We start from the raw sequence: 15,327 nt of genomic DNA on the forward strand, positions 1-15,327 counted from the left end.
CTAGCCGCTCGCCTGCGCCCCGGGTGCGATTGCATCGGGTCGCCCGGCATCGCTCGCCTCGGAATCGCTCGGCTCGGCATCGCTCGGCTCGGTATCGCTGGGCTCGGAATCCGCCACCGACGCGACGTCTGGCTCGGGCTCCTCGGTTGCACGTTCGAGCACGTCACCGATCACGGCGCGCAACTGTTCCTCGCTGATCACTCCAGAACGGAGCACGCGAATCTTTCCGCCCTCGGCCTGGAGCCCGGTGGCATCGATGATTGTGGAGCCCTGGTGCGCCCCGCCGGTGCCCTCGGCGCGACCGCCGTCGAGGTAGAGCGTCACCGAATTTCCGAGCATCCCCTCCGCCTCCTGGGCGGTGTCGGCCGCCGGCTGGCCGGTGAGGTTCGCGGATGAGACGGCCAACGGTCCGGTCTCGGCGAGCAGTTCAAGTGCCACCGGGTTGGCGGGCATGCGCAGCGCGACGGTGCCGTGCGTGTCGCCGAGATCCCAGAGCAGCGAGGGCTGGGAGGGCAGGATGATCGTCAGCGCCCCCGGCCAGAACTCTGCGACCAGGTCGCGCACGGCAACGGGAACGTGGCTGGCGAGGGCGTCCAGGGTGGCCAGATCCGGAATGAGCACCGGCGGCGGCGCATGCCGGGTACGCCCCTTGGCGTCGAGCAATCGTTGCACCGCACGCGGGGTGAAAGCGTCGGCGGCGACCCCGTAAACGGTGTCTGTGGGGATGACGACAAGCTCGCCGCGTCCTATCGCCGCGCGTGCGAGCCTCATCCCGGCCAGGAGTTCGGTATTCTCCGAACAGTCATAGATGCGAGCCATTGCGAATAAATGATACCGCCGCCGGGCCACGCGAACCTGCAACCCACCTGCACTCCCCCTGCAGACGACCCATGTCCTCTCACGCTATTGGTCGGCGTCGACAGTGATGTCATCGGATTCCTCGGGCCGGGCTGCCGCCCGAGACGATGCCGCCGTGACGGGTCCGGAGGTCGCCGGGCTCGGTGTGCTCAGCCGAAAGTATGCCCAGAACAACACCGCGAACACGCCGAACCCGATATACAGGCTCAACCACAGCGTGAACGGGGTATCAACGGTGCCCCAACTGGTCGGCAACGGCATCAACACCAGAATGAACACCAGCAGGCCAACGCCGTAACAGGCAGCCCACACCGGTTTGCGCCAGGCGAACAGCTTGCCGCCACTCAGGATTGCCATCGGCAACAGCGACAACGGCAACGACGAGAACCCGCCAACGGTGAAACCGCTGAGCGTCTCCAGGAAGAACCGACCCACGAACCCGGGCTGGGGGCCCATCACCGGCACCAACCAGCTGTATGCGAGCCAACAGGCGACACTGACACCGGCCGCATATCCCAGACCGACCAGGGTGAGCCTGGCATCGTGCGCCTTGGCCAGGGTGAGCCCAAGCGCCAACCCGAACACGGCACCGAACACGATCCCGGGTTCGAACGCGGTGAACCGGGAGAACATCACCGCGGCGACCACGATCAGCAGTGACGCGTACCGGAACCTGACCGTCGGTTTCGGTGCCAGGCCCAACCGTTTCACCACCCACAGCACCAGCAGCCAGGCGAACAGGCTGCGCACCACGAACGAGATCGCGAGCGAGACGAACAACCGCGCCGACCCGGCGTTGAACCCGAACCCGGGATCGATGAATGCCGCAATCACCGAAGCCGCAATGATTCCCAACGTCACCGCCAACCAATGCGGAACCCCCGGCCTCGCGACTGCCACATCACCATCGACAGCACCTGCATCTGCTGGAGGTGCGGGCGGACGCAGCCTGGCCCACCGCCGGGTGAACGGGGCTGTCCACCCCATGATCCGGTCGTAATTGGTTGAGATTGTCGAGTTCAGCAACTGGGCCGGGTAACCGACGATCAACATCAGAATCAACACCAACCCGATTGATCCGGCCACCGCCCACGGCGCCAGGTTCACCTGCTGCACGGTGCGCAACGAACTCAACACCGACGGGGCATCCGGCGACGACCCCAATACCGGCCGGGGGATCGCCATGGGCGCGGCTACCGGGTCGACGGCATTCTCCGCCGCCGGCTCGGCGGGAGCCGGCAACGCGATTGGTGCGGTCTGCATCGCGGGCAGAGCGGCCGATGTCAGCAGGCTGCCAACAACCTCAGAGACCACTGGCATCGCCGAGCCGACGCCGAGCGCGCAGTTGGCCAGGTAGGCGTCCGGGGCCTCTGTGGAGGTGCCCGTGTGCGTCCCCGCCAATGTCGTCACTGTCGGCAACCCCTGTCGGAGCTCCACGGTTGCGGCCACAAGAACGTAGTCGCTGGTGTTCGTGAAGGCGTTCTCCATCAATACGCGGCCATCGTCGTTCGCGGTGCAATCGCTGTCTTCAACACGAATCAATTCGAAACTGCCCGCACTGTACGTGACCGTCTCTTCATAGGATCGGTCTGCGACCTTACCCTGATCACCGAAATCCCGGGTCAGGGTGAGCTGACACGAGTCTGCGCAGTCCATCGAGCCGAACTCCCACTCCCGATGGGTCTTGGTGCCCGGGGGAAGGCCTGGCTGGTACGAGTCAACCACCGTGGAGTCGATTGTCCAGGAACCCTGAAGCCGAGCCGCGGCCTTGACGGATGGGTTTGTCACGTCGATGGTGAACCCGGCAGATTCCTTGTCGTCGAGGGCCCGGTTGATGCCGGTCCACTCGTCGGCCAACATGGCGTCAACGGGGTAGATGCCGGGATCTCCGACAACACCGCTGTCGTCCACGGTCAGCTGTTGAAACGCAGTCACCGTAACCGGGTCTCCCGCGAGCGGAGTGACCGTCACGCTCCCGGAGTAGACGATGAGTATGCAGCTATTGGGTTCCCTGCAGTCGAGCGAGAAGGTTGACGCGGTGGCACTGAAACCCCCCACGATCGTTTGCACCGTTTGTTCCGGCTCGCTGGTGTTGCCAGCCTGTCTCGGCGCTTCTGCCACGCGGTGCCAACTGCGTCCCCCCGACAGCGCCACGGTCGGCTGAGTCACGATCGGCTCGGTCACGATCGGCTCGGTCATGGTGGGCTGGGTCATGGTGGGCTGGGTCATGGTGGGCTGGGTCCCACCTCGGAACTCCACTGCGGTGGCCGCATCAAGGCGGATGGCGGAGCCGTCGGTGAGTGAAACTGCTGCTAGGCCCGTGGCATCCGTCGACACGATGGAGCCGTTGTAAATCACATCGTCTGTGTGCGCGGGCGCCAGGCTCGCCCGATCGGTGCCGGCGAGTGTGCCTTCGGCGAAGAGGACCAGGCTCCCCACTACTGCACCCGGCTCACCGGAGGTTTCAGGAAACTCCGCTCCCGAGGCCTGCGCCTCAGGAGATGCACTCGGCCCCCTCCCTTCAGACCCGTTTGTGCACCCTGCAAGGGAACTCGCGAGAACAAGTGAACCGAGAACAACAACGAGACCTCGCAGCGACATGGCTGCACCTTTCCTCGGGCGGAAAATTGCTTGCAGGCGTACTTTTGTGTCGTAGTGTTTTCAGGTGTATTTTTTTTGGACACGAACTCGAACAAACAGCCCTCTCCAGCCGGGCTGAGCAAAACTCATGCATTCGCGTGGTGCACTGAGAGTACTCCTGCGGCGCCTCAACGTCTGTACCCCCGTTCGGGGGTCATTCATTCGTCGCTCGAGGTCAGCGAATGGCGCTCGTCGCCCGATCCCGCCCCGACAAGTCGGGGGTCGTTCGGGGTGTGCGCCAACCGTCGGCGGCAAGCAATGCGCGGATGCCCGGCCCCTGCTCCTCGCCGTGTTCAAGGATCAGGGTGCCGCCCGGGTGCAGCAGCATCTGCGCCCGGGTCGACACGGCGCGCACAACGTCGAGCCCGTCCTCGCCGCCGTAGAGCGCCGCGCCCGGGTCGTGCAGGCGCACCTCGACCTCGCGCGGGATCGCAGCATCCGGAATGTAGGGCGGGTTCGAGATGACAACATCGGCGGTGCCGTCGATTTCGGGAAAAGCGTCGGCAAGGTCGCCGAGCACCAACGTCGCGTTGGGGGCGGCCACGGCATCGAAGTTACGCCTGGTCCACAAAAACGCATCCACCGACTTCTCCACAGCGAATACGCGCGCCCGGGGAACCTCGGTGGCCAATGCCAGCGCGATCGCCCCGCTGCCGGTACCGAGGTCGACAGCGATCGGCTCGGGCAATTCAGATTGGTTCAAACGGTCGATCGCGATCTGCGTCACCTGCTCGGTCTCTGGTCGCGGAACGAAGACTCCGGGGCCGACAGCGAGTACCAGCGACCGAAAAGGGGCCTGGCCGGTGATGTGCTGCAGCGGTTCCCGTGCAGCGCGTCGCGTGGTGAGTTCGTTGATCGTCGCGGCGTCGTCCGGGCTCACAGCGGTATCGGTGATCGCCATTGCCTGCACCCGGCCGCGGCTGGCGTCGAGCACGAACCCGATCAGCAGGTCGGCGTCGACCTGCGGATCTGATATTCCGGCGGCGGACAACAGCCCGCGTACGGCTTCTCTCATTGAACTCACAGTCGTCACAGTGCGACTTATTTCCTCTGGCATGTCATTCCAAGAATAGGCTGAATAGTCGGGGCCGAATTTTCCCAGAAGAAAGCGGAGTTTCCATGAGTGCACAAATCTATTCCGACATCACCGAGGCAGTGGGTAATACCCCGCTGGTCCGACTCAACCGCGTCACCGCAGATTCGGCGGCCACGGTGCTCGCGAAGCTGGAGTTCTACAACCCGGCCGGTAGCGTGAAAGACCGCATCGGCGTGGCCATCGTGGATGCCGCAGAGGCGTCTGGTGCCCTGAAGCCGGGCGGCACCATTGTCGAGGGCACCAGCGGCAACACCGGCATCGCGCTCGCACTGGTCGGGGCCGCTCGCGGGTACCGGGTGATCCTGACCATGCCAGACACCATGAGCCGCGAGCGTCGCGTGCTGCTGCGCGCCTACGGCGCCGAGATTGTGTTCACTCCCGGCAGTGAGGGGATGCGCGGAGCCGTGGACAAGGCGCAGGAGATTGTTGAGAACACGCCGAACTCGATCTGGGCCAAGCAGTTCGCAAACCCGGCGAATCCGCAGATCCATCGCACGGGAACCGGTGAAGAGATCTGGTCAGACACCGAAGGCGCGGTCGACATTCTGGTGGCGGGCATCGGCACCGGCGGCACCATCACAGGGGCGGGCGGTCTGCTCAAAGAACGCAAACCAGGGCTGAAAGTGGTGGCGGTCGAGCCGATCGACTCCCCCCTCCTCTCCGGCGGTGCACCCGGTCCGCACAAGATTCAGGGGCTCGGCGCTAACTTCGTGCCGGAGGTGCTGGATACCACCATCTATGACGAGGTCATTGATGTGAGCCTCGACGATTCGCTTCGAACCGCTCGTACCCTGGCGACCGACGAGGGGATCCTCGCGGGAATCTCCGGTGGTGCTGCGGCGTGGGCGGCGCTGCAGGTGGCAGCTCGCCCCGAGAATGCCGGCAAGACCATCGTTGTCGTCATCCCCGACTTCGGCGAACGCTACGTGTCGACCATGCTGTACGAAGATCTGCTCGATTGAGAGCCGGGCTCTGATGTCTGTGATCTCCCGGCTGCGTGAAGACGTGCACGCAGCACGCACCCACGATCCTGCCGCTCGCAGCAATCTCGAAGTGCTTCTCACATACTCCGGCCTGCACGCGATCTGGTCCTACCGGGTGGCTCACCGCTGGTGGCGCGACCCGTTGCTCCGGTTGCCCGCCCGTGCCCTCTCCCAATTCACCAGGTTTCTGACCGGGGTCGAGATCCATCCCGGTGCACGGATCGGTCGACGATTCTTCATCGACCACGGCATGGGGGTCGTGATCGGCCAGACGGCGGTGATCGGCGACGACGTCATGCTGTACCACGGTGTCACCCTGGGCGGGAAGAGCCAAGGCACTGGCAAGCGGCATCCGACACTGCATTCGGAGGTGGTGGTGGGAGCCGGCGCCCAGGTGCTCGGCGACATCGTGATCGGGCGCGGGAGCGTCATCGGGGCGAACGCCGTCGTGGTGCACGATGCCCCGGCCCACTCGGTGCTCGTGGGCATCCCGGCGACCACCCGTTCGGCCACGACCGCCCAACCGCCCGACGAGGACGGCTGGTTGGACCCGGCGATCTATATCTGAGCGGCCCGCGCCCGGCCGGTTGTGCCGTGCGCTGTGAAACGTGTCAGGCTTGACGAGTGACCACCGTATTGCAGGACCCAGAGATCCTGGAGCAGACGACCCACGACACCCCGTGGCTCACCATCGTCTGGAATGACCCGGTCAATCTGATGTCGTACGTGGCGCACGTGTTCCGCACCTATTTCGGATTCAGCCGGGCCGAGGCCGAGCGCCGGATGCTCGAAGTTCACAACAAGGGTCGCGCGATCGTCGCCCGCGGCAACCGCGAGGAGATGGAGCGCCACGTCGAGGCGATGCACGACTACGGCTTGTGGGCCACCCTGTCGAAGGCGGACAGGTGATTCGGGGGATCCAGCGCGACGGCAATCAGCTGATCGCCGACCTTGAGCCCGGCGAGCGAAATCTCATCCGGCTGATCTGCGGTCAACTGGTCGACATGCTCGAGGCGGATGCCACGGGCGACGCCGGCGGAACCGCCGACCCGGCAATGATCCGGTTGCTCCCGGATGCCTACCCGGATGATGCCGAGGCCGGAGCCGAGTTTCGCCGGTTCACCGCCGAGGGCATCACCGAACGACGGCGGCAGAATGCCCGGATCGTGTTGGAAGAGCTCGAGGAGGCTCCGGCCGATGACCCGGTCGTGATTGCCACCGAATCCGCACCGGCCTGGTTGCGCACGATCACCTCGCTCCGTCTGGTGCTGGCGACCCGGCTGGGGATTGAGAACGACGACGACGAGGGCCGCACCGATGATGACGCGCAGCCTCTGCACGATGTGTACCACTGGCTGGGCTGGCTGCAGGAGTCACTCATCGTCGCACTCGACGACTGAGGGCACGAGTTCTCACCCTCGTGGACCGGAACTATTCCTGGTCGCCGAGTTCTGCGATCCTCGACTCCTCATCGAAGGTGATGCATGACTGCAGCACGGGCTCGAGTGCCCCGTTCATGACCGCATCCAGGTTGTACGCCTTGTAGCCGGTGCGATGGTCGGCGATGCGGTTCTCCGGGAAGTTGTAGGTGCGGATGCGCTCCGAGCGGTCCATGGTGCGGATCTGGCTCTTGCGCACGGCCGATGCCTCTGCATCCAGCTCCTCCTGCTGGCGGGCCAGCACGCGGGCGCGAAGCACGCGCATCCCCGCCTCGCGGTTCTGGATCTGGCTCTTCTCGTTCTGCATCGCCACGACGATGCCGGTCGGCAAGTGCGTGATCCGCACCGCCGAGTCGGTCGTGTTCACCGATTGTCCGCCAGGGCCGCTGGAGCGGTACACGTCGATCTTCAGATCGTTCGCGTGGATCTCCACCTCTTCGGGCTCGTCCACCTCGGGAAACACCAGCACCCCGGCCGCCGAGGTGTGGATGCGCCCCTGTGACTCGGTCGCCGGCACCCGCTGCACGCGGTGCACCCCGCCCTCGTACTTCAGGTGCGCCCAGACGCCCTCAGCGGGATCGGAGGACTTGCCCTTGATGGCCAGCTGCACGTCCTTGATGCCACCGAGGTCGCTCACCGTCTGCTCGATGATCTCGGTCTTCCACTTCTTGGATTCGGCGTAGTGCAGGTACATGCGCAGCAGGTCGCCGGCGAACAGCGCCGATTCGGCACCGCCCTCCCCCATCTTGATCTCCATGATCACGTCGCGACCGTCGTTCGGGTCGCGCGGGATCAGCAGACGCCTCAGCTTCTCGGCCGCGGCATCCGTCTGCTCCTGGAGGCCTGGGATCTCCTCGGCGAACGCATGATCCTCTGCAGCAAGCTCGCGTGCCGCGGCGAGATCGGCGTCGACCGCCTCCCACACGCGGTAGGCAGCGATGATCCGGCTGAGTTCGGCGTAGCGCCTGTTGACCTTCTTCGATCTCACCGGGTCGGAATGCAACTCGGGATCGGAGAGCTGCTGCTGCAGGTCTTCGTGCTCGGCCAGCAAACCGCTTACTGACTCAAACACGAGCTTCTCACGCTTCCTTGCTGTTGGGGATCGTGGGCATGGACTTCTGCACCTGCATCAGGAACTCGACATTGCTCGAAGTCTCCTTCAACCGGCCGAGCACCATCTCCAGCGCCTGCTGAGTGTCCTGGCCCGCCAACGCCCGACGCAGTTTCCAGGTGACCTGGGTCTCGTCGGCGCTCATCAGCATCTCTTCCCTGCGGGTACCGGATGCGTTCACATCGACAGCTGGGAAGATGCGCTTGTCCGCCAGCTGGCGCGACAGTCGCAGTTCCATGTTTCCGGTTCCCTTGAACTCTTCGAAGATGACCTCGTCCATCTTGGAGCCCGTCTCGACCAGTGCCGAGGCGATGATGGTGAGGGAGCCGCCGTTCTCGATGTTGCGAGCAGCACCGAAGAACCGCTTGGGCGGGTACAGCGCCGAGGCGTCGACCCCGCCGGAGAGGATACGGCCGGATGCCGGCGCGGTGAGGTTGTAGGCGCGCCCGAGCCGGGTGATCGAGTCGAGCAGCACGACCACGTCGTGGCCCAGTTCGACCAGGCGCTTTGCGCGCTCGATCGCGAGCTCGGCGACGGTGGTGTGGTCTTCGGCCGGACGGTCGAAGGTGGAGGCGATGACCTCACCCTTCACCGTGCGTTGCATGTCGGTGACCTCTTCCGGGCGCTCGTCCACGAGCACGACCATCAGGTGCACCTCGGGGTTGTTCGCAGAGATCGCGTTGGCGATCTGCTGCATCACGATCGTCTTGCCCGCCTTGGGCGGAGCCACGATCAGGCCGCGCTGTCCCTTGCCGATCGGCGACACCAGGTCGATGATGCGCGTGGTGACCTTGGACGCGTCAGTCTCCAACCGCAGGCGCTCCTGCGGGTAGAGGGGGGTGAGGCTCTGGAACTCGACCCGCGTGGCCGCCTCATCGACACTCAACCCGTTGATGGAGTCGACTTTGACGATCGCGTTGTACTTCTGGCGACCCCCGGTGCTCTCGCCATCTCGCGGCTGGCGGATGGCGCCAACGACGGCGTCACCCTTGCGCAGGTGGTACTTCTTGACCTGACCGAGTGAGACGTAGACGTCGTGGGTACCCGGCAGGTAACCGCTGGTGCGCACGAACGCGTAATTGTCGAGGACGTCGAGGATGCCCGCGACGGGGATCAGCACGTCGTCATCGGAGATCTCGGGCTCGAAATCGTCTTGCCCACCACCGCGACGTTTACGGTCCCGGTAGCGGCTGCGGCCCGAACGTGACTGGTCTCCATCGTCGTCGCCTCGGTTGGGCGGCTGGTTCTGGTTCTGGCCCTGCTTCTGGCCCTGCTCCTGCTTGGTCTCTGTTCGGTCGGAGCCGCGGTCAGCATCCTGCCCGGAGCCGCGGCGATCACTGCGCCCACGCCGGTTTCGCTGCTGGCGGTCGCCGGAGGAGGCCTGCTTGTCGTCGTCGCCCTGTCCGTTGCCGGCATCCTGGCCCGTGTCGTGAGCCGTGCCGTTGTGGTCAGTGCGGTCCTGATCGGCAGTCTTCTCCGTGTCGGCGGTTCGACCCTGGCCGTCCTTCCGATCCTGACTCTGCGTGTCCTGCTCTTCGGACTGGGCACGTGCACCCTTGCGCCGATCGTTGCCTTCGTTGCGGCTTCCGCGGCGACCGCCGCGCTGCTGCCCGGCCTCTGTCGCCTCGTGTTCGTCAGCAGCCTGTTCGGCCTCGGTCTTCTGGCTTGTCGAATCAGCCGCACCGCGCCTGTTCGGAGACTGCCTAGCGGTCGTCTGGTCCAAGGCCTGGTCCAGCGCAGCCAGAGCGTCTGCCGAGGTGGCGCGACGGGGGGCCCGGCGGGCCGGGGCCTCGGGGATCTCCAGCGGCTCCACTGCTCCAGCGGGAGCCTTGCGGCCGGCTGGCTCAGCTGCGTCGGCGGACTTCTTGCGGCCAGCCGATGTTCGTGCGGCAACAGGCTCGACAACCGGCTCTGCCGCCGGTGCTGTTTTCTGACTTGCCGGGGCGCGGCCCGCGCTGATCGCCTCGATCAGCGCACTCTTGCGCAGTTTGGACACGCCGGGCACTCCGAGCTTGGCCGCCATGGCCTGAAGCTCGGTCACCTTGAGCGTGTTGAGGTCGCCGCCGGAAGCGGCATCGGTGTTGGGATTGTTGACATTGGTCACTGAGAGAAAGTTCCTTAGCTCCTGATGATCGCGAGAAGCGCGTTGTCAGGGAAGTCATTGCGAACCGAAAGCCTTGAGCGAGGTGACACCGGGTGTTCTGATCCACCGGCGGATTGAAGACAATCCGTAAAGTTCACCCAACCGAAACCCGCACGCCAGCAATGACGGTGATTTTGTGGGACATACCGGAGACCAGATTCGCTGTATTACGCGTTTTCCACCGGATGCGGTACTACTGTAGCACCTTTGACATCCACAGCCAGCATCAATGCCTGCCACTCGGTTTCGGAGCGCTCTGCCACCAGGTCGGCGGCGACCTGCCGCTGGCCCGGGTCACTGCAGAGCACCAGGATGGACGGCCCGGCTCCGGAGACAACGGCGGCAAAGCCATTCTCACGCAGCAATGTGATCAGTCGGTCGGTTTCGGGCATGGCACTGGCCCGATAACGCTGGTGCAACTTGTCCTCGGTGGCCGCGAGCAGCAGCTCGGGGCTCTGGATCAAGGCGGCGATCAGCAGGGCCGAGCGGGACACATTGAAGATTGCATCCGCGTGCGGCACCTGTTCCGGCTGCAGACTGCGCGCAAGCGCGGTCGACATGGTGGTCTCCGGCACGAACACCAGCGGTGAGACCCCGCGGTGCACGATCAGTCGCTTGTGTAACGGCACGCTGTCGGTCACCCACGCGATCGTCAGGCCTCCGAAGAGTGAGGGCGCGACGTTGTCAGGATGCCCCTCCATCTCGGTCGCCAGGGCGAGCAGCTGGTCGGGATCGATCGTTTCGATACCCTCGAGCAAACCCTTGGCCGCCATGATGCCGGCCACAATGGCCGCGCCGGACGAGCCCAGCCCTCGGCCGTGAGGGATGGCGTTGTGAGCCACCAGATCCACCCCGGGCATCGGCCGGGAGAAGTGCGCAAAGGTGTGAGCGATCGCCTTCACGACGAGGTTCGACGCGTCGGTCGCCACTTCGCCCTCCCCGACGCCGTGCACCTCGACATGGGCGCTGGTGTCCGCACGAGCGGTGACGGTCAACTCGTCGTAGAGCCCGAGAGCCAGTCCGAGCGTGTCGAATCCGGGCCCGAGGTTCGCTGTGGTTGCCGGAACCTTGACCTGCACACTGCGGCCGACCGGAACGGTGCTCTGGGGCGCGCCGCCTGCTGCGCTCATGAGCGGTCTCCCGTAGCCTTTGCCAGCCCGAGCACATCGGCGATCTTGGCCGTGTCAATTGGCACGACAGTGGGGGTGACGTCACTTCCATCCGGTGATCTCAACGCCCATTGCGGGTCCTTCAGCCCGTGGCCGGTGACCGTGATGACGATCTTCGCGCCTTCGGGGATCACGCCGGCAGCCGACCGCTCCAGCAGACCCGCGACGCCGATGGCCGACGCGGGTTCCACGAAGACGCCCACCGTGGCGGAGAGCAGGCGGTGCGCCTCAAGGATCTTTTCGTCGGTGATGGCGCCGAAGTAGCCGTCGCTGTCGTCGCGTGCGGTCAGGGCCTGTTCCCAGGATGCCGGGTTGCCGATGCGGATCGCGCTGGCGATCGTGTCTGGTTCGGCGACGGGGCGGCCGAGCACGATCGGAGCACTGCCCGCAGCCTGAAAACCGAACATTCGAGGCAGCTTTGTGATGCCGCCGCGGCCGAGCTCCTCGTTGTATCCGCGAAAGTACGCGGTGTAGTTTCCGGCGTTGCCGACCGGCAGGAAGTGGTAGTCAGGGGCGTCGCCCAGCACGTCGATGACTTCGAACGCGGCTGTCTTCTGCCCCTCGATGCGGTCGTTGTTGACCGAGTTGACCAGATGCACCGGATAGTTGGCTGCCAGATCCCGTGCAATGTCGAGGCAGTCGTCGAAGTTGCCCTGAACCTGCAGCAATTGTGCGTTGTGCGCGATCGCCTGGCTGAGCTTGCCCATCGAGATCTTGCCTTCGGGAACCAGCACTGCGGCGGTGATGCCCCCATGGGCGGCGTAGGCCGCTGCCGATGCCGACGTGTTGCCGGTCGACGCGCAGATCACGGCTTTGGCACCCGCTTCGAGCGCCTTCGAGATCGCCATGGTCATGCCGCGGTCCTTGAACGAGCCGGTGGGGTTCATCCCTTCGAACTTGAGGTGCACCTCAGTCCCGGTCATGTGCGACAGCGACGGCGCCGGGATCAACGGCGTGCCGCCCTCGCCCAGCGTGACGATCGGTGTCGCCTCGGTGATATCCAAGCGGTCTGCGTATTCACGCAGTACTCCGCGCCACTGTTTGGCCATCAGGCTCCCTCGACTCTCAGTATGCTCGACACCCGGTTGACGGCGTCGTTGGTTTCCAATGCGTGAACGGTGGCTGCCAGGTCGGCCTCCAGCGCCGAATGCGTGCCGATCACAAGGCTAACGGAGGTGACCGGCAGCTCGTCCGTCTGCTGCGGCACACTGTGCACGATCGACTGCTGGACGGTTTCCACCGAGACCCCGAATTCGCTGAACACGGTTGCTACCTGTGCGAGCGTGCCCGGCTCGTCAACGACGTCGAGGCTGATCTGGTAGCGCGTGGTGATGCGGCCCACGTCGAGCACGGTCACATTCGCGTGGGTGGATTCGGCCACACCCGGGCCCCCGGCGACGTGCCTGCGGGCAGCAGAGACGACGTCACCGAGCACGGCCGAAGCGGTCTCGACGCCGCCGGCACCGGCGCCGTAGAACATGAGGTCGCCGGCGGCCTCGGCCTCAACGAAGACCGCGTTATTGCCCCCGTGTACCGAAGCCAGCGGATGGTCGCGAGCGATCAGGGCCGGGTACACGCGCGCACTCACCCCCTCGTTTCCCGTATCCGGGTCGGTGAGTCGTTCGCAGATGGCCAACAATTTGATCACATAGCCGGCGTTGCGCGCGGCCTGGATGCTCTCTTTGGTGATCGACCTGATGCCCTCGCGATGCACGCGGTCGACGGGAACCTGCGTGTGGAACGCAAGACTGGCGAGGATTGCCGCCTTTTGCGCGGCGTCGTAGCCGTCAACGTCAGCAGTGGGGTCGGCTTCGGCGAAACCCAGTTCGGTGGCAACAGCCAATGCCTCGTCGAAGCCGGCGCCCTCCCTGTCCATCTTGTCGAGGATGAAGTTTGTGGTGCCGTTCACAATGCCGAGAATCTTCTGCACCCGGTCGCCGGCCAGTGAATCACGCAGCGGCCGGATGATCGGGATCGCCCCACCGACCGCCGCCTCGTAGGACAGCTGGGCGCCCACCTGCTCGGCCGCGTCCGCGAGTTCGGGGCCGTGCGTGGCGATCAGTGCCTTGTTGGCGGTGACGATGTCGGCGCCGGAGGCGATCGCGTCGAGGATGAGGGTACGCGCCGGTTCGATCCCGCCGATCAGCTCGATGACGATGTCGGCCTTGAGGATGAGCGATTGGGCGTCGGTGGTCACCAGTTCGGCCGGAAGGTCGGCAGTGCGTGGTGCGCTGGCGTCCCGAACGGCGATCCCGACGAGCTCCAAGCGGGTTCCGGCGCGCCGGGCAAGTTCGTCGCCGTGCTCAAGCAGAAGCCGCGCCACCTGCGCCCCGACCGATCCGGCTCCGAGCAGCGCTACCTTCAGGCTGCGGTATTCCATCATGTTGTTCCTTCGACGTGTCGTGGTGGGTAGATTTCAGGGGCTGAGGGTTTCAGGGGCTGAGTGTTTCAGAGGCTGAGGGTTTCAGGGGCTGATTCCCGGATCGCGGGCGAGCACGTCGTGCTCGGTCTCGCCGCGAACGATCACGCGCGCCCGGCCGTCGGCTACCGCGATCACGGCCGGCCGGCCAACGTAGTTGTAGTTGCTCGCCAGGGACCAGCAATATGCCCCCGTCGCGGCCACGGCAAGCAGGTCACCCGGCCGCACATCACCGGGTAGGTAGCCGTCGTTGACGATCAGGTCGCCGGTTTCACAGTGTTTGCCCGCCACCCGCGACAGTGCCGGCCCAGCCGTGGACCGCCGGTTCGCGACGGTCGCCGTGTAGTCGGCGCCATAGAGTGCGGGGCGGGCATTGTCGCTCATGCCGCCGTCGACGCTCACATAGGTGCGGACTCCATCATCGACGGGAACCGGTTTGACCGTTCCCACCTCATAACAGGTGATGCCTGGCGGGCCGATGATCCACCGGCCCGGTTCGAAGCTGATCGCCGGAACCTCGATGTCGAGACGGGCACAGCCCGCGGCGACCGCGTCAGCGACCTGCCCGGCAATCTGTTCGATGCTGTCAGGTCGGTCGGCCGTCGTGTAGGCGATTCCGAAGCCGCCACCGAGGTTCAGCTCGGGCACAGGGCCCGATCGGAGGAGGTCGGCGTGCACCTCGAGCAGCTTCTCGGCGGAGACGGCAAACCCGTCTGCGCCGAAGATCTGGGAACCGATGTGACAGTGCAGGCCGAGGAACTCCAACTCCGCGCGGGCACGGATCGTGGCGACCGCCGCCGGGGCCCCGGCCAAAGAGATGCCGAACTTCTGGTCGTCGTGCGCCGTGGCGAGATGTTCGTGCGTGTGCGCGTGCACTCCGCTGTTCACCCGCAGCCGCACGCGCTGCGTGACGCCGTGGGCAGCAGCGGCGTCGGCCACTCGGTCGATCTCCGCGAGACTGTCGAGCACGATGGTGCCGACGCCGGCGGCGACGGCGCGGTCGATCTCGGCAACGGACTTGTTGTTCCCGTGAAACCCGATCCGAGCCGGCGGCGCCCCTCCGGCAAGTGCAACGGCAAGCTCTCCCCCGGTGCAGACATCGATATTCAGGCCCGCGCCGATCATCCAACGCACCACTTCGGTGCACAGGAACGCCTTGCCCGCGTAGTACACGTTGACTTTTGTGCCGATGCGCGCGAACTCGGTCTCGAATGCCTCGCGAAGCCGGATGGCCCGGCCGCGGGCGGCTGCCTCGTCGATGACGTATAGCGGGCTGCCGTATTCGGCCACCAGGTCGGTGACGCGCAGCTCGGCCACTGTGAGGATCCCACAGGCGGAGCCGCGGCGTGCGGTGCACGGCCAGATCCCGTCGGCGAGTTCGTTGACATCGGCAGGGACGGTGAGCCAATCGGGGGCGAGGATCGTGGGGGCGGCGCCTGTGGAAGCATTGCCCGCCGGCGCACCACCGT

At 65.5% G+C, this 15,327-nt stretch carries 13 protein-coding genes; 4 read left to right on the forward strand and 9 right to left on the reverse strand.

Annotated elements, in window-relative coordinates; all coding sequences use genetic code 11:
• From DL891_RS00390 to prmC, 3 genes are all read right to left on the reverse strand, one after another.
• Positions 1 to 819, reverse strand: coding sequence for an L-threonylcarbamoyladenylate synthase (locus DL891_RS00390; protein ID WP_111718391.1), 819 nt, complete (start codon positions 817 to 819; stop codon positions 1 to 3).
• Between the two features lie 84 nt (positions 820 to 903).
• The gene (locus DL891_RS00395; RefSeq protein ID WP_111718393.1) at positions 904 to 3,297 is read right to left on the reverse strand and encodes a hypothetical protein; all 2,394 of its coding nucleotides are present in this window, start codon (positions 3,295 to 3,297) and stop codon (positions 904 to 906) included.
• Positions 3,298 to 3,673: 376 nt separating this feature from the next.
• Positions 3,674 to 4,513: a peptide chain release factor N(5)-glutamine methyltransferase gene (prmC, locus tag DL891_RS00400; RefSeq protein ID WP_232818928.1), complete on the reverse strand. Its 840-nt coding sequence runs from the start codon at positions 4,511 to 4,513 to the stop codon at positions 3,674 to 3,676.
• A 104-nt stretch (positions 4,514 to 4,617) separates the two neighbouring features.
• Here prmC and cysK point away from each other — a divergent pair, with 104 nt between their 5' ends.
• The 4 genes from cysK (at position 4,618) to DL891_RS00420 (ending at position 6,977) form a co-directional block, all read left to right on the forward strand.
• Positions 4,618 to 5,556, forward strand: coding sequence for a cysteine synthase A (gene cysK, locus DL891_RS00405; protein ID WP_111718395.1), 939 nt, complete (start codon positions 4,618 to 4,620; stop codon positions 5,554 to 5,556).
• Positions 5,557 to 5,569: 13 nt separating this feature from the next.
• A complete protein-coding gene (epsC, locus tag DL891_RS00410) occupies positions 5,570 to 6,145 on the forward strand; it encodes a serine O-acetyltransferase EpsC (protein ID WP_111718397.1) in 576 nt (191 codons plus the stop codon).
• A 68-nt stretch (positions 6,146 to 6,213) separates the two neighbouring features.
• Entirely contained in the window at positions 6,214 to 6,486 is a 273-nt protein-coding gene (gene clpS, locus DL891_RS00415) for an ATP-dependent Clp protease adapter ClpS (protein ID WP_232818966.1), read from the forward strand.
• Positions 6,483 to 6,977, forward strand: a complete 495-nt coding sequence (locus tag DL891_RS00420; protein WP_157962334.1) for a DUF2017 family protein — start codon at positions 6,483 to 6,485, stop codon at positions 6,975 to 6,977. The genes clpS and DL891_RS00420 overlap by 4 nt, the downstream gene beginning before the upstream one ends.
• Before the next feature lie 31 nt (positions 6,978 to 7,008).
• Here DL891_RS00420 and prfA read toward each other — a convergent pair whose 3' ends face one another.
• The 6 genes from prfA to lysA form a co-directional block, all read right to left on the reverse strand.
• Positions 7,009 to 8,088, reverse strand: coding sequence for a peptide chain release factor 1 (prfA, locus tag DL891_RS00425; protein WP_111718401.1), 1,080 nt, complete (start codon positions 8,086 to 8,088; stop codon positions 7,009 to 7,011).
• Between the two features lie 7 nt (positions 8,089 to 8,095).
• Positions 8,096 to 10,231, reverse strand: a complete 2,136-nt coding sequence (gene rho / locus DL891_RS00430; protein WP_111718402.1) for a transcription termination factor Rho — start codon at positions 10,229 to 10,231, stop codon at positions 8,096 to 8,098.
• 206 nt (positions 10,232 to 10,437) lie between these two features.
• Positions 10,438 to 11,400, reverse strand: coding sequence for a homoserine kinase (gene thrB / locus DL891_RS00435; RefSeq protein WP_111718404.1), 963 nt, complete (start codon positions 11,398 to 11,400; stop codon positions 10,438 to 10,440).
• Positions 11,397 to 12,488, reverse strand: a complete 1,092-nt coding sequence (gene thrC / locus DL891_RS00440) for a threonine synthase (protein ID WP_111718406.1) — start codon at positions 12,486 to 12,488, stop codon at positions 11,397 to 11,399. Before thrC ends, thrB begins: the two co-directional genes overlap by 4 nt.
• Positions 12,488 to 13,822 (reverse strand): homoserine dehydrogenase, encoded by a 1,335-nt coding sequence (locus DL891_RS00445; RefSeq protein WP_111718408.1) that lies wholly within the window; start codon positions 13,820 to 13,822, stop codon positions 12,488 to 12,490. Before DL891_RS00445 ends, thrC begins: the two co-directional genes overlap by 1 nt.
• 81 nt (positions 13,823 to 13,903) lie before the next feature.
• Complete coding sequence (lysA, locus tag DL891_RS00450; RefSeq protein ID WP_111718784.1) at positions 13,904 to 15,280, reverse strand: diaminopimelate decarboxylase; 1,377 nt, start codon at positions 15,278 to 15,280, stop codon at positions 13,904 to 13,906.
• Positions 15,281 to 15,327 lie beyond the last annotated feature (47 nt).

It is taken from the genome of Homoserinimonas sp. OAct 916, assembly GCF_003260275.1.
Taxonomy (GTDB): Bacteria; Actinomycetota; Actinomycetes; order Actinomycetales; family Microbacteriaceae; genus OACT-916.